Raw genomic sequence first — 20695 nt, forward strand, 5'->3', positions numbered from 1 at the left:
CGGCAGGATCAGAGGATGACCGGCACTGCCAGGGAATTGGATAGAGCCCGAGCGGGTCGGGCAACCGGGGAAGCATACCTCGCCCCCGTCCGGACCATGAAATTACCACGGCCCCGCACCGTCGCCCCGGCCCCGCCCCCGGTCGCGGAGCGTGCCGGGCACTAGCCTTCGCCCGTCGCAGATGTCCTTCCCGGCCGCCCGGCCGCAAGCCCTCAGGAGGCCCGTCCGTGCCGCATCCGCTCGACGCCGCCACGGTACGGGAGTGGAGCGCCCAGGCGCTCGACGCGCTGGGCCGCGCCCGCGAGACCATAGACGCGATCAACGTCTACCCGGTCGCGGACGCCGACACCGGCACCAACCTCTACCTGACCGCGGAGTCCGCCGCCCGGGCCGTCGAGGCCGCCTGCGCGGGGGAGCCCACCCCGGCCCAGGCGGTGCGGGCCATGGCGCACGGCGCGCTGATCGGCGCACGCGGCAATTCCGGGACGATCCTGGCGCAGCTGCTGCGCGGCATGGCCGAGGAGATAGCCGAGGCCGAGAACGGCGGAAGCGGCGGGCCGCACGAGCGCGCCGGGGACGACGGGGAACCGCTGCGGCGCGCCCTGGTGCGTGCCGCGGCCGCGGCACGGGCCGCGGTCGCGCACCCGGTGGAGGGCACCGTGCTCACCGTGGCCGCGGCGGCGGCCGGCGCGGCGGCGGACACCGCCGGGGACTGCGCCGCGGTGGCCCGCGCCGCCTGGTCCGCGGCCCGCACGGCCCTGGAGGCCACCCCCGGGCAGCTCCCGGCGCTCTCCCGCGCGGGCGTGGTGGACGCGGGCGGCTACGGCCTGGTCACCGTGCTGGGCGCGCTGGTGGCCGTGCTCTCCGGGGAGCGGCCCGAGGCTCCGGCCGCCGGGCGGTCCGGAACGTCCGGCCCGGCCCCGGATCCGCTCCCGGCCGACGCGGGCTGCGCGGCCTCAACGGAGCAAACCGGCCCGGCCTGCGAGGTCGTCTACCTGCTGGAGGCCGGGGACGACGCCGTGGCCGCCCTGCGCACCCGGCTCGACGCCCTGGGCGACTCCCTGGTGGTGGTCGGCGGCGACGGGCTGTGGAACGTCCACGTCCACGTGGACGACGCCGGAGCGGCGGTGGAGGCCGGGATCGAGGCCGGACGCCCCTTCCGCATCCGGATCACGCACTTCGGCGTCCGGGGCGGCGACCGGCACGCCGACCGTACGCCCGCGCACGCCCCCGACCGTGCCGCCCGCCGCGCCGTGGTCGCGGTGGTGCCCGGTGACGGGCTGGCCGAACTGTGCGCCGAGGCGGGCGCCATCACCGTCACCGCGCGCCCCGGGGAGCCGCCCGCCAGCGGGGAGCTGGCTCAGGCGCTGCTGCGGACGGGCGCGCCCGAGGCGGTCCTGCTGCCCAACGACCCCGAGCTGCGGCATACCGCCGCCGCGGCCGCCGAACAGGCCCGCGCCGAGGGGATGCGGGTCGCCATCATCCCCACCCGCTCCCCGGTGCAGGGCATCGCCGCGCTCGCCGTGCACGAGCCCGGCCGCCGCTTCGACGAGGACGTCGTCGCCATGACCTCCGCGGCCGGGGCCACCCGGTACGGGGAGCTGTGCGTCGCCGAACGGCAGGCATGGACCACCGCGGGCATCTGCCAGGCCGGGGACGTCCTCGGTCTGATCGATGGGGACGTGGCGCTGATCGGCGCGCGGGCGGCGGACGTGGCCGCGGCCGTGCTGGACCGGATGCTCTCGGGCGGCGGCGAGCTGGTGACCCTGGTGGTCGGCGCGGACGCGCCCGCGGACCTGGCCGATCACCTGGAGGAGCATGTGCGCCGCAACCACCTGGCCGTCGACACCCTCGTCCACGAGGGACGCCAGAGCGGCCCGCTGCTGATCGGCGTGGAGTGAGCACGGTGGGCGCGGGGAGTGGGGCGGGCGGGTCGCGCGGCCCGCTCTGTCGGCGGCGTGGTGTGCAATGGGGTACGTGCCCGCGCTGGAAGAGAACACGCAAGATCCCCTGACGGAACCGCTGCGAAAGGTGCTCGGCGGCACCACCGCGAAGGTGATGGCCGAGCACCTCGGCCTGCGCACCGTCGGCGACCTGCTGCACCACTACCCGCGGCGGTACGCCGAGCGCGGCGAGCTGACCCGGCTGGCCGACCTGCCGCTGGACGAGCACGTCACCGTCGTCGCCCAGGTCGCCGACTCCCGGGTGCTCACCTTCAACCAGGGCCGCGGCAAGCGCCTGGAGGTCACCCTCACCGACGGCAGCGGCCGCCTCCAGCTGGTCTTCTTCGGCAGGGCCGTCCACCACCACCACAAGGAGCTGCTGCCCGGCCGCCGAGGGATGTTCGCGGGCAAGGTCGGTGTGTTCAACCGGAAGCTCCAGCTCTCCCACCCCGCCTACGAGCTGCTGGGCGCCGGCAGCGGAGCGGAGGCGGTGGACGCCTTCGCCGGCAGGCTCATGCCGATCTACCCGGCGTGCAAGCAGCTGGAGTCGTGGAAGATCGCCAAGGCCGTCGCCACGGTGGTGGACTCCCTGCTGGCCACCGGCTGGGCGGGCGTCGCCGATCCGCTGCCCGCCGCCCTGCGCGCCGAGCGCGGCCTGCCCACGCTGCCGGAGGCGCTGGAGAAGGTCCACCGGCCGCGCGCCAAGGCCGACGTGGAGCTTGCGAGGGCCCGGCTGAAGTGGGACGAGGCGTTCGTCCTCCAGGTCGCTCTGGCCCGCCGCCGCCTGGCCGAGGGCCAGTTGCCGGCCGTGGCGCGCAGGCCGCGCGAGGACGGGCTGCTGGACGCCTTCGACGCCCGGCTGCCCTTCACCCTCACCGACGGTCAGCGGGCCGTCAGCCGGGAGATCTTCGACGACCTGGCCACCGAGCACCCCATGCACCGCCTCCTCCAGGGCGAGGTCGGCTCCGGCAAGACACTGGTGGCGCTGCGCGCCATGCTCGCGGTGGTGGACGCCGGCGGGCAGGCCGCGATGCTCGCCCCCACCGAGGTGCTGGCCCAGCAGCACCACCGCTCGATCACCGAGATGATGGGCGAGCTGGCCGAGGGAGGGATGCTCGGTGGCACCGAGCACGCCACCAGGGTCGTGCTGCTCACCGGTTCGATGGGGGCCGCCGCCCGCCGCCGGGCCCTGCTGGACCTGGCCACCGGCGAGGCCGGGGTCGTCATCGGCACCCACGCCCTGATCGAGGACAAGGTGGGCTTCCACGACCTGGGCCTGGTCGTGGTCGACGAACAGCACCGCTTCGGCGTCGAGCAGCGCGACGCCCTGCGCTCCAAGGGCAGGCAGCCCCCGCATCTGCTGGTGATGACCGCCACACCCATCCCGCGCACGGTCGCCATGACGGTCTTCGGCGATCTGGAGACCTCCGTGCTGGACCAGCTCCCGGCCGGGCGCTCTCCCATCGCCAGCCATGTCGTGCCCGCCGCCGAGAAGCCCCACTTCCTCGCCCGCGCCTGGGAGCGGGTGCGCGAGGAGGTGTCGGCCGGACACCAGGCCTACGTGGTCTGCCCGCGCATCGGCGACGAGGAGGAACCCGCCGGCGCCCGGCGGGGCGGTGGAGGCGGCGAGGACGAGGGGAGCGGCGAGGACGAGGGGGGCGCCGACGGCGCGGACGAGCGCCGCCCGCCGCTGGCCGTGCTCGACGTGGCCGGACAGCTCGCCGACGGGCCGCTCAAAGGCCTGCGGGTGGCCGCGCTGCACGGCCGGATGCAGCCGGACGCCAAGGACGAGGTGATGCGCCGCTTCGCCGCGGGCGAGCTGGACGTCCTGGTCGCCACGACCGTCATCGAGGTCGGGGTGAACGTGCCGAACGCCACCGTGATGGTGATCATGGACGCGGACCGCTTCGGCGTCTCCCAGCTCCACCAGCTGCGCGGCCGGGTCGGGCGCGGCAGCGCGCCGGGCCTGTGCCTGCTGGTCAGCGAGGCCCCCGAGGGCAGCCCCGCCCGCGCCAGGCTGGGAGCGGTCGCCGCGACGCTGGACGGCTTCGAGCTGTCCCGCATCGACCTGGAGCAGCGCCGGGAGGGCGATGTGCTGGGCCAGGCGCAGTCCGGCACCCGCTCCTCCCTGCGGATGCTCGCCGTCATCGACGACGAGGAGGTCATCGCGGCCGCCCGGGAGAAGGCGACGGAGATCGTCGCCGCCGACCCCGAGCTGGAGCGCCTGCCGGAGCTGCGCGCGGCCCTGGAGGCCCTGCTGGACGCCGAGCGCGAGGAGTACCTGGAGAAGGGCTGACGGGGGCGGGCGGGCCCGCCAGGTGTCCGCCGCGCGCCTATCGTGGTGGGGCGGCGGTCCGCCGGGCCGCCGCCCCACCAACCCCTGCCCCAGCACCCTGGAGACGGTGAAGCGATGACCCGCGTGATCGCCGGAGCGGCCGGCGGACGACGCCTGGCGGTGCCGCCCGGCCAGGGCACCCGCCCGACCTCCGACCGGGCGCGCGAGGGGCTGTTCTCCACCTGGGAGTCGCTGCTCGGCCCGCTGGCGGGCCTGCGGGTGCTCGACCTGTACGGGGGCTCGGGCGCGGTCGGCCTGGAGGCCCTCTCGCGCGGCGCGGTCCACGTCCTGCTGGTCGAGTCCGACGCCCGGGCCGTGCGCACCATCCGCCAGAACGTCCGCGGCCTCGGCCTGCCCGGCGCCGAGGTGCACGCCGGCCGGGCGGAGCAGACGGTGCGCGCGCAGGCCCCCGCGGAGCCGTACGACGTGGTGTTCCTCGACCCGCCGTACGCCGTCGGGGACGAGGAGTTGCGCGAGATCCTTCTCACACTCCGTACCCGGGGGTGGCTCGCGGGCGGCGCCCTCGCCACCGTGGAACGGAGCACCAGGGGCGGCGAATTCCGCTGGCCCGCCGGTTTCGAGGGGCTGCGGTCGCGTCGCTACGGCGAGGGAACGCTCTGGTACGGTCGCGCCGCCGAAGAAGCCGAAGAGGTCACCGACGCGTCATGACCCGTACGGAGAGCGAGGAAACGCCAGTGCGCCGCGCCGTCTGTCCGGGGTCCTTCGACCCCATCACCAACGGACACCTCGACATCATCTCCCGCGCCTCCAGGCTCTACGACGAGGTGTACGTCGCGGTGATGATCAACAAGTCCAAGCAGGGCCTCTTCGCCGTCGAGGAGCGCATCGACCTGATCCACCAGGTCACCGCCGAGTACGGCAACGTGCGCGTGGAGGCATTCCACGGACTGCTGGTGGACTTCTGCAAGCAGCGCGACATCCCGGCCATCGTCAAGGGTCTGCGGGCGGTCAGCGACTTCGACTACGAACTGCAGATGGCCCAGATGAACAACGGGCTGTCCGGGGTGGAGACGCTGTTCGTGCCCACCAATCCGACCTACAGCTTCCTCTCCTCCAGCCTGGTCAAGGAGGTCGCGGCCTGGGGCGGCGACGTCTCCCACCTGGTGCCGCCCCAGGTGCTCCAGGCTCTGCGCGAGCGGCTGTCCCACCCCTGACGCGGCCGGCCGCCCCGCCCGGCCGCACCCGGTTCCTGGGAGCCGGCGGGCCCGTGCCCGGACCGGTTCCCGCATCCGCTGTCGCACCGGCGGCCGCTGCCCGTACAGTCGCTCCCGTGGACGTACAGCAGAAACTCGACGACATCGTCGCGACGGTCGAAGGCGCCCGCTCCATGCCCATGTCGGCCTCCTGCGTGGTCAACCGCGCGGAGCTGCTGGGGATGCTGGAGGAGGTGCGGCAGGCGCTGCCGGGCTCGCTCGCCCAGGCCCAGGAGCTGATCGGCGACCGGGAGCAGATGATCGCCGAGGCCCGGCAGGAGGCCGAGCGGATCATCGACTCCGCACAGGCCGAGCGCGGCTCGCTGGTCTCCGGCACCGAGATCGCCCGCCGTGCGCAGGAGGAGGCCGACCGCATCCTCGCCCAGGCGCGTCAGGAGGCCGAGGGGATCCGGGCCGAGGCCGACGACTACGTCGACAGCAAGCTCGCCAACTTCGAGGTCGTCCTCAGCAAGACCATAGGCTCGGTCGACCGCGGGCGGGAGAAGCTGCTGGGCCGGGACCCGGGCGCCGACCCATACGGCGAGGAGGGCGGCGAGGACATCCCGGAGCGCTCCGCCGACCCCGCCGAGCTGCGGGAGCGCGCCGACACCTATGTGGAGGCACAGTTCCGGGCCTTCGAGGCGGTGCTGTCCAAGACCCTGGAGGCGGTCGGGCGCGGCCGGCAGAAGCTCACCGGCCACCGGCCCATCGACGAGCTGGGCGCCCATCTGGCCGCCCAGGACGAGCACGGGCAGCAGAGCGACGCCGACTACTTCGCGGACCTCGCCGCCGCCTCCCACGAGCCGCAGCAGCCGCAGCAGCCGCAGCGGCCCCGGCAGATGCCGCAGGTCCCCGTGCAGCCGCCGCAGCAGCCCGCGTACGAGCCGCAGCAGCCGCAGCAGGACCCGTACGCCTACCAGCAGGGCGGTTACGGCTATCCCCAGGAGGGCTACCCGCAGGAGTACGGGCAGCCGCAGCAGGACCCGTACGCCTATCAGCAGCAGTCCCCGCCGCAGCCCGCCTACCAGCCGCAGCAGCCGCAGCAGGGCGGTTACGGCTATCCCCAGGAGGGTTATCCGCAGGAGTACGGGCAGCCGCAGCAGGATCCGTACGCCTATCAGCAGCAGTCCCCGCCGCAGCCGTCCGCGGCGCTCGACGAGACCAGCTTCTTCGACACCAGCATGATCGACATGGAGCAGCTGCGGCAGTACGAGCAGGGCCGCTAGCCCCGTCGCCCGGCGCTCCACCGGTCCGGCGTCCCGCCGGACCGGTGTCCGGTCGGCCCGGATTGGGTCCGGGGCGGCCGGTCCAGTATCCTGGCCATTCGGTCGTGGTCCGCCCGCGACGTTCGGCTGCCCAGAACGCAGGAATCGGAGCCAGCCGGTGTCAGACCGTAGAAAGCAGGAAGCCCTGAACGCCCCCCTCGACCCCCGCTCCCCCCTCGTGCTGGACACGCGCGAGCTGGGGCGCCGTCCGGGTGCGCTCAAGGAGCTCTCCCGGACGGTCCCGGCTCCCGGGGATCTCGGCATCGAGGTCATCGGGGTGCCGAAGGGCTCGCCCATGGAGCTCGACCTCCGCCTGGAGTCGGTCATGGAAGGGGTGCTCGTCACGGGCACCGCCCGTGCGCGACTGGAGGGGGAGTGCGTAAGGTGTCTGGAGCCGCTGGAGCAGGAATGCGAGGCGGACTTCCAGGAGATGTTCTCCTACCCCGACGCCGACGACCGGAGCCGCTTCGCGGACACCGGCGACGACGCCGAGGACGAGGAGACGTTCCAACTCGAGGGAGACCTGCTCGACCTCGAGCCCGTGCTGCGCGACGCGGTGGTGCTGTCACTGCCGCTGCAGCCGGTGTGCCAGGAGGACTGCCCCGGACTCTGCCCCCGCTGCGGGGCGAGGCTCGCGGACGACCCCGGGCACGACCACAACGAGGCCGTCGACATCCGGTGGGCGGCTCTCGAAGGACTCGCCGGCTCCATGCGGGACGGCGAGAAGGACGAAGACAACGCACCCCGCACTGCCGGGGACGATCCACAGGAGAAATAGCCGTGGCTGTTCCGAAGCGGAAGATGTCGCGCAGCAACACGCGCCACCGCCGGTCGCAGTGGAAGGCTGCGGTCCCGACCCTGGTGAAGTGCGAGCGCTGCCAGGAGCCCCGTCAGCAGCACATCGCCTGCCCGAACTGCGGCACCTACAACCGCCGCCAGGTCCTCGAGGTCTGATCGGCTGGTGACGGGCTCCATGTCAGACGCCACTACGCCCGGAGACCTTCCCCGCAACGACGGGGGTGAGACGGCGCAGAGGGCGGGTCTGGTGGACGCGGCATCGTCCCACACGCTTCTGGAAGGGCGGCTCGGGTACCAGCTCGAGTCCGCCCTTCTGACGCGTGCGCTGACGCACCGCAGCTACGCGTACGAGAACGGCGGTCTGCCCACCAACGAACGCCTGGAGTTCCTGGGGGACTCCGTGCTGGGCCTGGTGGTCACCGACACCCTCTACCGAACCCATCCCGACCTGCCCGAGGGGCAGCTCGCCAAGCTTCGCGCGGCGGTGGTCAACTCCCGTGCGCTGGCCGGGGTCGCCCGCGGTCTCGATCTGGGCGCCTTCATCCGGCTCGGCCGGGGCGAGGAGGGCACCGGCGGCCGGGACAAGGCGTCGATCCTCGCCGACACCCTGGAGGCCGTGATCGGCGCGGTCTACCTCGACCGGGGACTGGAGGCGGCCAGCGAGCTGGTGCACCGGCTCTTCGACCCCCTGATCGAGGAGTCCTCCAACCTCGGTGCCGGACTGGACTGGAAGACCAGCCTCCAGGAACTGACCGCGGCCGAAGGGCTGGGGGTCCCGGAGTACCTGGTCACCGAGACCGGCCCCGACCACGAGAAGACCTTCACGGCTGCCGCCCGCGTCGGTGGTGTCGCGTACGGCACCGGCACCGGCCGCAGCAAGAAGGAGGCCGAGCAGCAGGCGGCGGAGGCCGCCTGGCGCGCCATCCGGGCCGCCGCCGACCAACGGGAGGGCCAGAGGGCCGAGAAGGTCTCCTGACCGGCCCGGATCCCACCCCGCCGCGCCTATCGCCCACCCGCCCGGAATCCGGACGGGTGGGCGCGTCGTTCCACCAGTGCCCCGCACCGCCTCCCGCCGGCGCGGGATTTCCATCGATGAGGAGCCGTCGTTGCCAGAGCTGCCCGAGGTCGAGGTCGTCCGGCGCGGACTCGAGCGCTGGGTCGGCGGTCGCACCATCGCCGGAACCGAGGTGCTTCACCCCCGGGCGATCCGCCGCCACCTCGCCGGAGCGGAGGACTTCGCCGACCGGCTGTGCGGGGCGCGCGTCGGCGTGCCGCTGCGCCGAGGCAAGTACCTGTGGCTGCCGCTTCAGGACACCGGCCAGTGCGTCCTGGCCCACCTCGGCATGAGCGGGCAGCTGCTCGTCCAGCCCCAGGACACCCCCGACGAGAAGCACCTGCGCGTCCGCGTCCGCTTCGCCGACGAAGCGGGCACCGAGCTGCGCTTCGTCGACCAGCGCACCTTCGGCGGGCTGTCGCTGCACGCCACCACTGACGACGGCCTGCCCGACGTCATAGCCCACATCGCCCGCGACCCGCTGGACCCGGCCTTCGACGAGGCGGCCTTCCACACCGCCCTGCGCCGCCGCAGCAGCACGCTCAAGCGGGCACTGCTCGACCAGTCCCTGATCAGCGGGGTCGGCAACATCTACGCGGACGAGGCACTGTGGCGCTCGCGGCTGCACTACGACCGTCCCACCGCCACCCTCACCCGCCCGCGCACCGCCGAACTCCTCGGCCATGTCCGCGACGTGATGAACGCGGCCCTCGCCGTCGGCGGCACCAGCTTCGACAGCCTCTACGTCAACGTCAACGGGGAGTCGGGTTACTTCGAACGCTCCCTGGACGCCTACGGCCGGGAGGGCCTGCCCTGCCGCCGCTGTGCCGCGCCGATGCGCCGCAGCCCCTGGATGAACCGCTCCAGCTACTTCTGCCCGCGCTGCCAGCGCCCGCCCCGCCCGGCGCGCTGAACACCGCCCGCGGCCCGCATGCGGTGGGGGTGCCCGGCGGGAGGCCGATCAGAAGCCGAAGAAGTGACGCGGGCCCTCGCTGACCTGGGGGCCTTCCGGCGACCAACGCTGTGACCTGCGGCTTACCCGCCGACGGTTGTCAACGTTGGTCGCCTTTGGCTGCCCTCGGACGGCCCAGCGACGGCCCGAGCGGAGGTGCTTCGGCGCACCTCTCGATGCGAACCACCGATGGGGCGTCGGCCTCGGTCGCGCTGGTTGCTGTACAGCACCGGTCCTGAAGATCGCTGACCCGCCCCTACTCCTTGATCTTGACCTGGAAACCAAGGCGCTTCAGCCATGCGGCCGCATGCTCCTTGCCACCGCTGAACTCGCCGGAAGTCAGCGCCCGTCCCTGGTCCCACTTATGTGCTACTCCGGCGATCGCCTTCGAGTCGTACTCCCGCCCCTCGTGCACGAGAACGTACGATCGGGCTTCTCCGAAGCCGTACTTCGACAGGAACGCCTCACGTCCTGCCTCGTCGTACTCTTCGATGACCTTGAGTACGGATTCCCGTGTGATCGCTCCTCTGCGCATGGATGAAGGCTACGGCTGGGGCTGACAACGTGGTGACGATCTCGGTCAACTTGTTGGTAGGTGGAGGTTTCCGGGGGCACGGCCTGCGGCTACGACTTGAGGTCGGCGGAGCGGGTTTGGCCGGTGTCCTGCCTGGGCTGGGGTCGGGCATGATCAGGGGGCCGTACGCTGGTTGGCAACTCGGGCAGGCTTTGGACCTGCCCGCAATGTGTCCGAGTGGCCCCCTGGTCGTGCCCGACGCGGGTCCCGGACCGGGCAGGTGGGTAAAGCCGTGGAGCCGACCGCCCCCAGCCCCGGCCTGGTCTTTTCGCCCCCTTGCGGGCGCGGGCGGGTGACGGCGCGCGGCCCCGGCGGCGAAGACGAGGAGGGGCCAAGCGCGGCGGCGCCCGGCCCGGCGCCGCCGCGCTGTGCGCGGCACCTGATCCCTGTGGGATCAAGACTGCCCTTGGCAGACGTGGAGGCCGGGAACCGTGGGACGCGTCTTCGTGTTCCTGGTGTGCTGTGCACGGCCCTGCCTGCTTCCGCCGGTCCAGAGATGCCGGCCGTTGTGGTCGCCCCGTGGTTGGGGGCCAGTCGGACGCAGCGGCGGGCAGGCCAGGGGCTGTCCGGGGTTGCTGGAGCTGCGGTTTGGCGGCTCGGGTTGGCGGTGGTCGGTGGACCGTTCCCGGCGGCCGGGCAAGCGAGCGGAGCGAGCCTTGATGAGGTAGAGAAACCTGTAACAGTCCTACGTGGGGCGCTGGAACAGTGCACCTGACTTCCGGTGCTCCAGGTCGACCAACCTGACCAGGGTGAACCCTTGGCGCTCGTAGTAGCGGTGCAACCCTGGATTGGTCTTCCACGCGTCCAGGCGCAACCACCCCTTGCCCTGCTGAGCGGCACGCTTGGTAGCCCAGTCCAGCATCACGGCCCCAACATCCCGCCCCGCCGCTGCCCGGCTCGTCGCCATGCGGTGAACGTAGAGCGCGCTGCCGGGGTCGTCGGCCTCGGTCCAGAACTCCGGGTCGGCGTGGTCGTCCACGGTGATCGTGCCGATGGGCCGGTCCTCGTCATCGACCGCCAGGAAGCACTCGGCGTGCCTGATGGCCTTCTGGATGCGGTCGCGGTGGGGCGGGAACTGCCACTGGTCGATCCCGCGTGAGGCGAGCCACTCGGACGCTTCGATCAGAAGCTCCTCGACGGTCGGCAGCTCCTCGGCGCTCGCGGGCCGGATGCGGAGTCCGCTCATGACTGGTCCGCGGGCGTCTCGCGGCGTCGCTCGTAGGAGATCACGTGACGGTCGCCGGGTAGGACCGAGATCGCGACTCGGACGGGCTTGCCTTCCTCGGTGTACCCGGTGCACACGTGGTAGCCGACGGGCGTTCCGGGTGCCAACTCCAATCGCCGTACCTCGTCGGGGGTGGGCATGCGGACGTATAGCTCATCGATGGCCCGCTCCTGGCGGTAGCCGAGTCCGGCCAGCACCTCGTTCGCGCCCTCGGGGATGCTCTCGGGCCGCATGATCGGGGTGTCCCGCACCAGGTCGAGCGGGAAGAAGCTGTCGTTGATGTTGAACGGCTCGCCGTCCAGGTAGCGGACTCGGCGGCGGGTGACGACGAGTTGTCCGGCTTCGAGCTGGAGGCGCTTGGTCACCTCGGCGGTCGGCTCCACGATGCTGACCTCGATGGTCTGCTCGGGGTCGCGGCCCTGATGCTCGGTCATGAAGGCGTCCATCTCCGGCGTGTACGGCCGGGGGCGGAACTCCGCCTGGGGTCGGAAGACCATCGGCTTGCGCTCGCGGACGAAGTACCCGACGGGGCGCTTGGAGACGATCAACCCTTCGTTGACGAGGATGTCCAGCGCCGCGCGAACCGTGCCGCGCGTCACGCCGTACTCGTCGGTGAGCTGGGCCTCTGTCGGCAACTTGGCGCCGGGCGCGAGAGTGCCGGCCGCGATCTGCTGACGCAGGTCGTCAGAGATCTGCTGCTTGTAGGTGCCGCGACCGACCTTCTTGACTGCCATGCCTCCATGAAACGCCGCGCGACCTGCATTGTCCAGTCAATGTGGCCAAAGCCCTTGACGGAGCGCCGCCGAGGGGTCAACATCTGAACTGTTCGCATTGTTCAAACAATGCAGACGTTGATCTGACCCGTGGGTAGTGCCTGCTGCCCTCCCCTGAGAGGAAGTCCTGTCATGGCGTCTTTCAAGATCGACCTGTCGACCGCTGCGGTGATCGTGGCGACCGCCCCGCAGCCGAAGATCGCGAACCGGCGGACCGGTGAGATCGCCACCGACCCGGAGACCGGCGCGCAGCTGATGACGGTGGGCCTGATGGTGGTGGACGACGGTGAGGCCAACCTGCTGGACAAGGTCACGGTGCTGGAGACCGGCATCACCGGGGAGCTGACCACCGGGGCGCCGGTGGGAGTGACCGGGCTGCGGGCGCGGGAGTGGGAGAACGTCTTCAACGGCGAGAAGCGGCAGGGCATCTCCTTCCGCGCGGTGGCCATCACCCCGATGGTCCCGGCGACGGTGCAGGGCTGAGCGCCGTGTCGAACCTGACCGCTGTGGTGCTGGTGGTCGCCGTGGTGGCCGGTGGCGGGCTGCTGGCTCGCCGCCGGTTCCCGGCCGCGTGCTGGGTGCTGGCCGGGTTGCCGGTGGCCTGGGTGCGGCTGCACCTGACGTATGCGGCCACGATGGAGGTGTGCGGGCTGACCGTCACCCCGTCGCGGGCGCGGGCCTTTCTGACCCGGACGGTGGCCCGGCGGGAGGTCCGGCCGGTGGCTCCGCGGATTGTGCGGGTGCGGCCCAGCGCGACGGGGCTGCGGGTGCGGCTGCGGCTTCCGGCCGGGCTGGAACCGGCGGATGTGGCGGCGGCCTCGGTGCGGCTGCGCCATGCCTGGGGTGTGCACGCCGTGCACGTGGCGGAGATCAAGCCGGGTGTGGTGGAGCTGCGGATGACCGGCTACGACGTCCTCAAGCGGGTGCGGATGCCGCGCCGGGGCCTGCCCACCGGTGCGCTGGTGGTGCCGGTGGCGCTGCGCGAGGACGGCACCCCGTTCGTGCGCGACTACCGGGCCATTCCGCACGCGCTGACGCTGGGTGCGAACCAGTCGGGCAAGTCGATGTATCTGCGCAACCTGATCACCGCGCTCGCGGCCCGGCCGGTGGCGCTGGTCGGGATCGACTGCAAGCGCGGGGTGGAGCAGCGCCGCTTTGGTCCGCGGCTGTCGGCGCTGGCCACCACTCCGGATGAGGCCTCCGGTCTGCTGGCCGCCCTGGTGGCGGTGATGGAGGAGCGCTTCGACCTGCTCAGCGAGCGGGGTGTCTCCGATGTCTGGGACCTGCCCGCCGAGCTGCGGCCAACTCCGGTGGTGGTGCTGGTGGATGAGGTGGCCGAACTGTTCCTGGTTGCCGCCAAGAAGGACGAGGCCCGGCGGGATGAGATGGTCACCCGTCTGGTGCGGCTGGCGCAGATGGCCCGCGCGGTCGGCATCTACCTGGAGATCTGCGGCCAGCGCTTCGGCTCCGACCTGGGCAAGGGCGCCACCCTGCTGCGCGCGCAGCTCACCGGCCGGGTGGTGCACCGGGTCAACGACAAGCAGACCGTCGAGATGGGGCTGAACGACATCGCCCCCGAGGCCATTCCGGTGGCTACCACCATCGCCCCGGACCGGCCCGGCCTGGCCGTGGCCGGGGACGCCTCCGGCGCCTGGTCCCGCATCCGCACCGTGGAGATCGCCCCGGACACGGCGGCGGCCGTCTGCCGCACCTTCGCCCACCTCACCCCCGACCTTCCGGCCCTCGCCGCCTGGCGGCCCGCCGCCCCGGCCGTACCGGATGCGGGTGAGCGGCCGTCGCTGGTCAAACCGGCCCCGGTCACCGACTAACCCCCTCTCCCCTTACCGGTGGGCGCGGCCGTCTTCGCGCCGTGTCCCTACCCCCGCCATGCCTGAAAGGAGGTGCTCCCCGTGCGCACCAAACTCCGCCTCGACGCCGTGCTGATCCAGGCCGTCATCGCCGGTGCCCTGTCGTTCGCCCACCTGCACGACCTGGCCGCGGCGGCCGGTCAGGACGGCTGGAAAGCCTGGGCCTACCCCATCAGCGTGGATCTGCTGCTGGTCGCCGCCTGGCACCGCATCCGCACCCTGCAAGCCGCCGACCTTCCGGCGGGCTCGGCCTGGTGCTGGTTCGTCATCGCCCTCGCCGCCTCGCTGGGCGCGAACGTGGCCACCGCCGGACTGCTGGACCTCACCGACGTGCCCGCCTGGCTGCGCATCCTCGTCGCCGGATGGCCCGCGCTGGCCTTCTTCGGCGGCACCCTGCTGGCCCACACCACACCCGACACCACCCCGGAGCCGGAGCCGGATGCGCCGGCCACCGCGCCCGGCCCGGCTGCCCCGGTCGTCGAACGCGCACCGGAACCGGCCGCCCCGGCTGTCGAGCCGGATCCGGTCCCCGAACTCGACCCCGCCCCGGCCCCGGTGGCGCCCGAACCGGCCCCGGCTGCCGACCCGGCTCCGGCTCCGGCTCCGGCTGCTACGGCGGTGACGGTTCCGGCCGCGCTGGTCGAGCACGCCCGCAAGGTCGCCGACGCCCACCGCGCCCGCACCGGCACGCCCATCGACCCCGACACCCTGCGCGCCCGCCTCGGGGTGCCCGCCCCGATGGCCGACGCCATCGCCGCCCAACTCACCTGACAGGAGGACTGATCCGCCATGGCCGGACGTGAACCCGACCGCTCCGACTTCCTCGACGCCGCCCGCGAGATGGCCGACACCGGCCGCCCCGAGCTGGCCCGGTGGCTCGCCGAGGAAGCCGCCGACCGCACCACCGACCCCGACGAAGCGGCCTACATCCTGGCCAGCTACCCCGACCCCACCACCAAGGAGTGACCATGCCGCGCCCGAACCGCTTCCGCGACGTGCTCCGCGTCGGCCCGGTCCAGGTCGGCACCTACTACGACGGCCGGGGCCGCGACAAGCACACCGCCGCCTGCACCGCCCCGCGCTGCGGCTTCTCCGCCGACTACCACAGCCGCTCAGCCGCCGAGCTGGCCGCCCGCACCCACCGCTGCACCGCCTGACCCCCTGGAAGGGAGCACCCGCGATGTCGATGTTCCGCCCCACCTACCCGCCGCCCGACACCTACACCGCCCCGGCCATGCCCGCGGCCCCGTCCCCGTCCTCGGCCGTGCCGCTGGTCCCCGCCGACCCGGACCCGACCCCGGCCACCGCACCCGTGCCCGCCCCGGCTTCGGTGCCGCCCAGGCCGGTCCTCCAGCTCACCCCCGGCGCCCTGGTCACCGTCGCCGCCGGTGGCACCGCCGCCGTCCTGGTCGTCGGCACGGTGCTGGTCTCCCTGCTCCTGGCCGTCGCCGTCACCGCCACCTCGGTCGCGGTCTGCGCGGTCGTCCTGCGCTCCCTGCTCAACAACCAGCACGGCCGGGGCCGGTGATCACCGCATGGACACCCACCACCTGATCGCCGCCGCCCTGCCCGCGCTGGGCTGGGCCGTCCACGGCGGCCTGCTGGCCCGCCGCCTGGCCAGTGCCCGCCGGGATCCGCTGACCGGGCTGCACACCCGCGCCGGATTCACCGCCCGCGCCGAACGGATCCTGGCTACCTCTCCGGCCGCGCTGGTGCTGCTGGTGGACCTGGACGACTTCAAGGCCGTCAACGACACCCACGGCCACGCCGCCGGGGACGCCATCCTGACCGCCACCGCCGACCGGCTGACCCGCTGGTGCGCACGGCACGGAATCGCCGCCCGCCTCGGCGGAGACGAGTTCGCCGCCGTCGTCACCAACCCGGCCCGCACCTGCGGCCTGGCCGCGCTGCGCGAGGACCTGCGCCAGCCGGTCGCCCACGGCGGTCGCCTGCTGCCGGTCTCGGCCTCGGTCGGCTCCTGCTCCCGCACCGAGCTGCCGGTACCGACCCTGACCGACGCCCTGTCGGCGGCCGATGCGGCGATGTACGCGGCCAAGGGCCACGGCAGGCGCAACACCCACAACTAAGCGGCTCCCGGGGCGGCCTCAACCGCCAAGTTTCCGCCGCCCCGGATGCCTCCTTTCCCTTCCAGATCCGCAGATCCGAAAGAGAGGACCTCATCATGCCCCAGCACGCTCCGCACCGGCCGATCTGCCGCGACTGCGACGGCTTCCCGGCCGTGGCCATCACCACCGGCACCCGCCACCGCGACGGCTCCCGCGTGACCGTCCGCGTGGTCTGCCCGGCCTGCCGAGGCACCGGCCACGCCCCCCGCACCGCGGCCCTGGTCCGCGCCGGGCGGTGACCGCGCCCATGACCGACGCCGCCACGCTGGCGGGGGTGGACCCGATCACCTGGCAGGACTTCCTGCGGGTGGCCGGGTCCCCCGGCTTTGACCGCTGGCAAGAGCAGGTGCGCCGCACCGGCGGCTGCGCCGACCCCATCCACCTGACCGGCTCCACCAAGACCCTCGACCGCATCACCGGCACCGTCCTGCACGCCTACTCCACCGATGGTGAGCCCGGCGGCCGCCTGCGGGTGGCCTGCGGCAACCGCCGCGCCTCGCGCTGCCCGTCCTGCGCCTGGACCTACGCCGGAGACACCTTCCACCTCATCCGCGCCGGACTGACCGGCGACCGCTCCAAGGGCGTGGCCGAGACCGTCCGCGACCACCCCCGCGTCTTCGCCACCCTCACCGCACCGTCCTTCGGCCCGGTGCACAACCGTCCCGCCCGCGGCCGGTGCCGCTGCGGTGCCCGCCACCGCGAGAACGCGCCCGAGCTGGGCACCCCGCTCGACCCCGACACCTACGACTACGCCGGGGCGGTGCTGTGGAACAACCACGCCTCCGAGCTGTGGCGGTACTTCACCATCTACCTGCGCCGGGAAGTCGCCCGCCAGACCGGACGGACCCAGAAAGCCTGCCACCAGGTGCTGCGAGTGGCGTTCGGCAAGGTCGCCGAGTACCAGCGCCGGGGCGCGGTCCACTTCCACGCCGTCATCCGCTTCGACGGCCCCGACGGACCCGCCTCCGCCCCGCCCCAGTGGGCCACCGTGGAGCTGCTGACCAACGCCATCCGCGCCGCCGCCGCCCGCGTCGCCATCACCGTGCCCGCCGCCGGCACCCAGCCCGCCCGCACCCTGCGCTGGGGCACCCAGCTCGACATCCAGCCCATCGGCGCCTTCGACGGCGGGGAGATCACCGAACAGGCCGTCGCCTCCTACGTCGCCAAGTACGCCACCAAGGCCGCCGAGACCACGGGCACGGTGGACCACCGGGTCGGCAGCGTCGAGGCCCTCGATCTGCTGGACGTGCCCGAGCATCCCAGGCGGCTGATCGCGGCCTGCCTCGACCTGCACCGGTTCTACCCGGATCGGAAGCTGTGGGCCTGGGCGCACATGCTCGGCTTCCGGGGCCACTTCTCCACCAAGTCGCGCCGCTACTCCACCACCCTCGGCGCGCTGCGCCAGGTCCGCGCCGACTACCGCGCCGCCGAACAACGCGCCGCCCTCGGCCTGCCCGATCCCGACGACCGCCCCGAGGCGACCGTGCTGACCGTCGCCCACTGGGCCTACGCCGGGCACGGCCACACCGCTGGCGAGTCCTGGCTCGCCTCCCAGATCGCCCGCGACATCCGCGCATCCCGCGACGCAGCACGCGAAGCACGCGCAGACCTCGAAGCACAAGGAGAGTGGTGACCATGGCCCGTCCGCTCCCGGCCCGCTACCTGACCCCGGTGGACGTGGCCGACTTGTTCGGCGTGCCGGTGGAGACGGTCTACCAGTGGCGGCGCAAGGGCACCGGTCCCCGCGGCTTCCGGGTCGGCCGTCATCTGCGCTTCGACCCCGAGGACGTGCGGCGCTGGGTGGCCGAGCAGATGGGGGCGGCTGCCTGATGGCCGGACACATCCAAGACCGCTGGTTCAAGACCGTGCCTGGTCCGGACGGCAAGCCGGTCAAGGTCAAGACCGCCCGCCATGGCAAGGGTCTGCGCTACCGCGCTCGGTACGTCGCCCCGGACGGCACGGAGAAGAGCCAGTCCTTCCCCGACAAGGCCAAGCGCAAGGCGGAAGCCTGGCTCGCCAAGATCGGGGCCGACCTGGCGCGGGGTGACTACGTCGATCCGGCGTCGGGTCGTGTCACGTTCCGGGAGTACGTCGCGGACTGGATCAAGACGCAGACCACCGACCCGGCTACGCGGGGATCCGTCGAGATGCGGCTACGGCTGCACGCGGTCCCGTACCTGGGCTCTCGGACGATGGGGACGATCCAGCCGTCGCATCTGCGGCTGTGGATGCGGCAGATGGAGGACGCCGGACTGTCCCCGGCCTACCGCCGGGTGATCTTCGCGCACGTCTCGACGGTCTTCACTGCTGCCGTGGAGGATCGCGTGATCCGCGAGAACCCGTGCCGGGCCCGGTCGGTCAAGGCTCCCCGGCCCGACCCACGCAAGGTCAAGCCGTGGTCAGAGGAACGTGTGATGGCGGTCCGCTCGCAGCTCCCGGACGGCTACCGCGCGATGGTCGAGCTGGCGGCGGGCTGTGGGCTGCGGCAGGGGGAGGTCTTCGGCCTGGCCGTGGAGGACCTCGACTTCCTCGGCGGCCTGGTGCACGTCGTCCGCCAGGTCAAGTTGCTGGACAACCGGCCGGTCTTCGCTCCGCCCAAGGGCGGCAAGGAACGGGACGTACCGCTGCCGGAATCCGTGGCGGCCGTCCTGGCCGACCACATCACGCGGCACAAGCCGTGCGAGATCACGCTGCCGTGGAAGACGCCGGACGGCCCGCCGGTGACGGCGACGCTCCTCTTCTCCAGCCCGACCGGGCTGCCGCTGGACCGGAACCGCTTCAACGATCGCGTGTGGAGGCCGGCACTTCGGGCTGTCGGTGTGCCGACGGGCCGGGAGAACGGCATGCACGCGCTACGGCACTTCTACGCTTCGGTCCTCCTGGACGCGGGGGAGAGCATCAAGGCCCTGAGCGAGTACCTGGGGCACCACGATCCGGGCTACACCCTGCGGACGTACACGCACCTGATGCCGACGAGTCAGACGCGGACCCGTGCCGCTGTGGATCGGGTCTTCGGCGGCCCGATGGGTTCCGGTGACGGCCCGGAGACGGCCCAGGGACCGGATCAGGGCTCTGACCTGGGGGATTCTCAGAAGCCGAAGTTCTGTGTCCACCAGGGGCCGCCCTCGGCGAAGTGCGCACCCACGCCCAGGGTCCGGTAGTCGCAGTTGAGGATGTTGGCGCGGTGGCCGGGGCTGTCCATCCAGGCGTCCATCACCGCCTGTGCGTCGGCCTGGCCGCGGGCTATGTTCTCGCCGCCGAGGTTGTCGATGCCCGCCGCCTCGGCGCGGTCCCAGGGGGTCTCGCCGTCGGGGCCGGTGTGGGAGAAGAATTCCCGGGCGGCCATGTCCCGGCTGAAATCCTCGGCCAGTCGGGCCAGTTCGGGGTCGGCGGTGACCGGCCGGCAGCCGGCCTCGGCCCGTTCCAGGTTGACCAGTCTCAGCACCTCCGCCTCGGCGGCCGTCTCCTCGTCGAGGGAGGGGAGGCCGGGCGCGGTGGGCTTCCGGGAGGAGGCGGAGGGCTCGCCGGGGCTTCCGGAGGACTCGCGGACGGCGTCGTCGCCCGCGCCGTCCTTCCCGGCGGGGGGTGTACTGCCGCGTGACGGGGTGGGCTCGGCCGACTTCTCCGAGGGCGTGGCCTCCGGTTTCTCCGGCTCTTGGCCGCGCGAGGCCCCGGGGTCGGGGGAGGCGGTGCGGCCGTCGCCGGGGCCCGCGGCGGGGCCCTCTCCGCGGTCGTCAGGGGCCGGTGTCGCCGCGCCCTGGGTCCGCAGGTCCCGCAGATCGTCCGGGGCCACGCCGGAGGGGGAGGCGAACCCGCCGACGGTGTAGTCGCCGTTCGGGCCGGGCAGCAGTCCCGAGGCCACCGCCACGGCGCCCATCGCCATCGCGGCCGAGGCCCCGAGGAGGCCGGTGCGGACGGGGACGGCGCTCCGCCTGCGGTGCGGGCCGCGGTGGCGTCCGCCCGCCGCGTGGCGGTCGGAGGTGACGGGGGCCGGTGCTGGAACCGGTTCGGCGCGGCGGTGGCGTCCCATCTGCTGCAGTCCTCACGTGATCGGCGTCACTTATGTCACTCGAAAGAGTGAGTCCCGTTGCGGCGTGACTGTACGGCATCCCTGAGAGTCGCAGGAGCGGATGGCGGAAACGCCGGAGGGGGCGGCGGGCGGGGCGCGCGGGAGCGGCGCGCGTCCGGATAGCGTGCGCTCATGAGTACGAACACGGAGGGCATCGGCGCAGGCGCGGCCGGGGAGACCGTGCGGATGACGGCCTGGGTGCGCGGACGGGTGCAGGGGGTCGGCTTCCGCTGGTTCACCCGGGCCAGCGCGCTGCGGATCGGTGGCCTGGAGGGCTTCGCGCTCAATCTCGGCGACGGCCGGGTCCAGGTGGTCGCCGAAGGGCCGCGCGATCGCTGCGAGCTGCTGCTGGGATGGCTCCGAACGGGTGATACGCCGGGCCGGGTCGAAGGGGTGACCGAGATCTGGGGTCCGCCGCGAGGCGGCTACGAGGGCTTCGCGATCCGATGATCCAAAGTGGTTGCCTTTCCCCCCGTGACGTGCAAGGCTGCGGCCAGCG

General features: G+C 73.0%; 25 protein-coding genes. 21 read left to right on the forward strand and 4 right to left on the reverse strand.

Features of this window, described 5'->3' with window-relative positions:
• Positions 1-227: 227 nt before the first annotated feature.
• The 9 genes from IQ279_RS14860 (at position 228) to mutM (ending at position 9522) form a co-directional block, all read left to right on the forward strand.
• The gene (locus IQ279_RS14860; RefSeq protein WP_206349002.1) at positions 228-1901 is read left to right on the forward strand and encodes a DAK2 domain-containing protein; all 1674 of its coding nucleotides are present in this window, start codon (positions 228-230) and stop codon (positions 1899-1901) included.
• Between the two features lie 67 nt (positions 1902-1968).
• Complete coding sequence (gene recG, locus IQ279_RS14865; protein WP_206349003.1) at positions 1969-4239, forward strand: ATP-dependent DNA helicase RecG; 2271 nt, start codon at positions 1969-1971, stop codon at positions 4237-4239.
• A 114-nt stretch (positions 4240-4353) separates the two neighbouring features.
• Positions 4354-4947: a 16S rRNA (guanine(966)-N(2))-methyltransferase RsmD gene (gene rsmD / locus IQ279_RS14870; RefSeq protein ID WP_206349004.1), complete on the forward strand. Its 594-nt coding sequence runs from the start codon at positions 4354-4356 to the stop codon at positions 4945-4947.
• Positions 4948-4973: 26 nt separating this feature from the next.
• Positions 4974-5453, forward strand: coding sequence for a pantetheine-phosphate adenylyltransferase (gene coaD / locus IQ279_RS14875; protein ID WP_206349112.1), 480 nt, complete (start codon positions 4974-4976; stop codon positions 5451-5453).
• A gap of 116 nt (positions 5454-5569) precedes the next feature.
• Positions 5570-6718, forward strand: a complete 1149-nt coding sequence (locus tag IQ279_RS14880; RefSeq protein WP_206349005.1) for a F0F1 ATP synthase subunit B family protein — start codon at positions 5570-5572, stop codon at positions 6716-6718.
• A gap of 157 nt (positions 6719-6875) precedes the next feature.
• Entirely contained in the window at positions 6876-7535 is a 660-nt protein-coding gene (locus IQ279_RS14885; protein ID WP_307792360.1) for a YceD family protein, read from the forward strand.
• Between the two features lie 2 nt (positions 7536-7537).
• A complete protein-coding gene (rpmF, locus tag IQ279_RS14890) occupies positions 7538-7711 on the forward strand; it encodes a 50S ribosomal protein L32 (RefSeq protein WP_031508259.1) in 174 nt (57 codons plus the stop codon).
• A gap of 19 nt (positions 7712-7730) precedes the next feature.
• Positions 7731-8531, forward strand: a complete 801-nt coding sequence (rnc, locus tag IQ279_RS14895) for a ribonuclease III (protein WP_206349006.1) — start codon at positions 7731-7733, stop codon at positions 8529-8531.
• Positions 8532-8661: 130 nt separating this feature from the next.
• The gene (gene mutM / locus IQ279_RS14900) at positions 8662-9522 is read left to right on the forward strand and encodes a bifunctional DNA-formamidopyrimidine glycosylase/DNA-(apurinic or apyrimidinic site) lyase (RefSeq protein WP_206349007.1); all 861 of its coding nucleotides are present in this window, start codon (positions 8662-8664) and stop codon (positions 9520-9522) included.
• A gap of 295 nt (positions 9523-9817) precedes the next feature.
• Here mutM and IQ279_RS14905 read toward each other — a convergent pair whose 3' ends face one another.
• The 3 genes from IQ279_RS14905 to IQ279_RS14915 form a co-directional block, all read right to left on the reverse strand.
• Positions 9818-10096, reverse strand: a complete 279-nt coding sequence (locus tag IQ279_RS14905; protein WP_101254526.1) for a ScoMcrA-related endonuclease — start codon at positions 10094-10096, stop codon at positions 9818-9820.
• A 724-nt stretch (positions 10097-10820) separates the two neighbouring features.
• On the reverse strand, positions 10821-11321 hold the full coding sequence (locus tag IQ279_RS14910) for a GNAT family N-acetyltransferase (protein ID WP_206349008.1): 501 nt from the start codon (positions 11319-11321) through the stop codon (positions 10821-10823).
• The gene (locus tag IQ279_RS14915) at positions 11318-12094 is read right to left on the reverse strand and encodes a GntR family transcriptional regulator (protein WP_101256368.1); all 777 of its coding nucleotides are present in this window, start codon (positions 12092-12094) and stop codon (positions 11318-11320) included. Before IQ279_RS14915 ends, IQ279_RS14910 begins: the two co-directional genes overlap by 4 nt.
• A gap of 171 nt (positions 12095-12265) precedes the next feature.
• Here IQ279_RS14915 and IQ279_RS14920 point away from each other — a divergent pair, with 171 nt between their 5' ends.
• The 11 genes from IQ279_RS14920 (at position 12266) to IQ279_RS14970 (ending at position 19288) form a co-directional block, all read left to right on the forward strand.
• Positions 12266-12616 carry an SCO3933 family regulatory protein gene (locus IQ279_RS14920; protein WP_206349009.1) on the forward strand — a complete coding sequence of 117 codons (351 nt, stop codon included), beginning with the start codon at positions 12266-12268 and terminating at the stop codon, positions 12614-12616.
• Positions 12617-12621: 5 nt separating this feature from the next.
• The gene (locus IQ279_RS14925) at positions 12622-13962 is read left to right on the forward strand and encodes an FtsK/SpoIIIE domain-containing protein (protein ID WP_206349010.1); all 1341 of its coding nucleotides are present in this window, start codon (positions 12622-12624) and stop codon (positions 13960-13962) included.
• A gap of 81 nt (positions 13963-14043) precedes the next feature.
• On the forward strand, positions 14044-14772 hold the full coding sequence (locus IQ279_RS14930) for a DUF2637 domain-containing protein (protein WP_206349011.1): 729 nt from the start codon (positions 14044-14046) through the stop codon (positions 14770-14772).
• An 18-nt stretch (positions 14773-14790) separates the two neighbouring features.
• The gene (locus IQ279_RS14935) at positions 14791-14967 is read left to right on the forward strand and encodes a hypothetical protein (protein WP_206349012.1); all 177 of its coding nucleotides are present in this window, start codon (positions 14791-14793) and stop codon (positions 14965-14967) included.
• Positions 14968-14969: 2 nt separating this feature from the next.
• The gene (locus tag IQ279_RS14940; protein WP_093654352.1) at positions 14970-15158 is read left to right on the forward strand and encodes a mobile element transfer protein; all 189 of its coding nucleotides are present in this window, start codon (positions 14970-14972) and stop codon (positions 15156-15158) included.
• A 29-nt stretch (positions 15159-15187) separates the two neighbouring features.
• Positions 15188-15529, forward strand: a complete 342-nt coding sequence (locus IQ279_RS14945; protein ID WP_206349114.1) for a SpdD protein — start codon at positions 15188-15190, stop codon at positions 15527-15529.
• A 7-nt stretch (positions 15530-15536) separates the two neighbouring features.
• Positions 15537-16088 (forward strand): GGDEF domain-containing protein, encoded by a 552-nt coding sequence (locus IQ279_RS14950; RefSeq protein ID WP_206349013.1) that lies wholly within the window; start codon positions 15537-15539, stop codon positions 16086-16088.
• 95 nt (positions 16089-16183) lie between these two features.
• The gene (locus tag IQ279_RS14955; RefSeq protein ID WP_206349014.1) at positions 16184-16366 is read left to right on the forward strand and encodes a hypothetical protein; all 183 of its coding nucleotides are present in this window, start codon (positions 16184-16186) and stop codon (positions 16364-16366) included.
• Between the two features lie 8 nt (positions 16367-16374).
• Positions 16375-17760, forward strand: coding sequence for a replication initiator protein RepSA (gene repSA, locus IQ279_RS14960; protein WP_206349015.1), 1386 nt, complete (start codon positions 16375-16377; stop codon positions 17758-17760).
• 2 nt (positions 17761-17762) lie between these two features.
• The gene (locus tag IQ279_RS14965) at positions 17763-17957 is read left to right on the forward strand and encodes a helix-turn-helix domain-containing protein (protein WP_206349016.1); all 195 of its coding nucleotides are present in this window, start codon (positions 17763-17765) and stop codon (positions 17955-17957) included.
• Positions 17957-19288, forward strand: coding sequence for a tyrosine-type recombinase/integrase (locus IQ279_RS14970; RefSeq protein WP_206349017.1), 1332 nt, complete (start codon positions 17957-17959; stop codon positions 19286-19288). The genes IQ279_RS14965 and IQ279_RS14970 overlap by 1 nt, the downstream gene beginning before the upstream one ends.
• Here IQ279_RS14970 and IQ279_RS14975 read toward each other — a convergent pair.
• Positions 19216-20157, reverse strand: coding sequence for a CAP domain-containing protein (locus IQ279_RS14975; RefSeq protein WP_206349018.1), 942 nt, complete (start codon positions 20155-20157; stop codon positions 19216-19218). The two genes, IQ279_RS14970 and IQ279_RS14975, sit on opposite strands and share 73 nt — an antisense overlap.
• A gap of 171 nt (positions 20158-20328) precedes the next feature.
• On the opposite strand from IQ279_RS14975, the gene IQ279_RS14980 reads away from it, so the two are divergent.
• Positions 20329-20646, forward strand: coding sequence for an acylphosphatase (locus tag IQ279_RS14980; RefSeq protein WP_241028141.1), 318 nt, complete (start codon positions 20329-20331; stop codon positions 20644-20646).
• Positions 20647-20695 lie beyond the last annotated feature (49 nt).

It is taken from the genome of Streptomyces verrucosisporus, assembly GCF_017114865.1.
Classification (GTDB): domain Bacteria; phylum Actinomycetota; class Actinomycetes; order Streptomycetales; family Streptomycetaceae; genus Streptomyces; species Streptomyces fenghuangensis.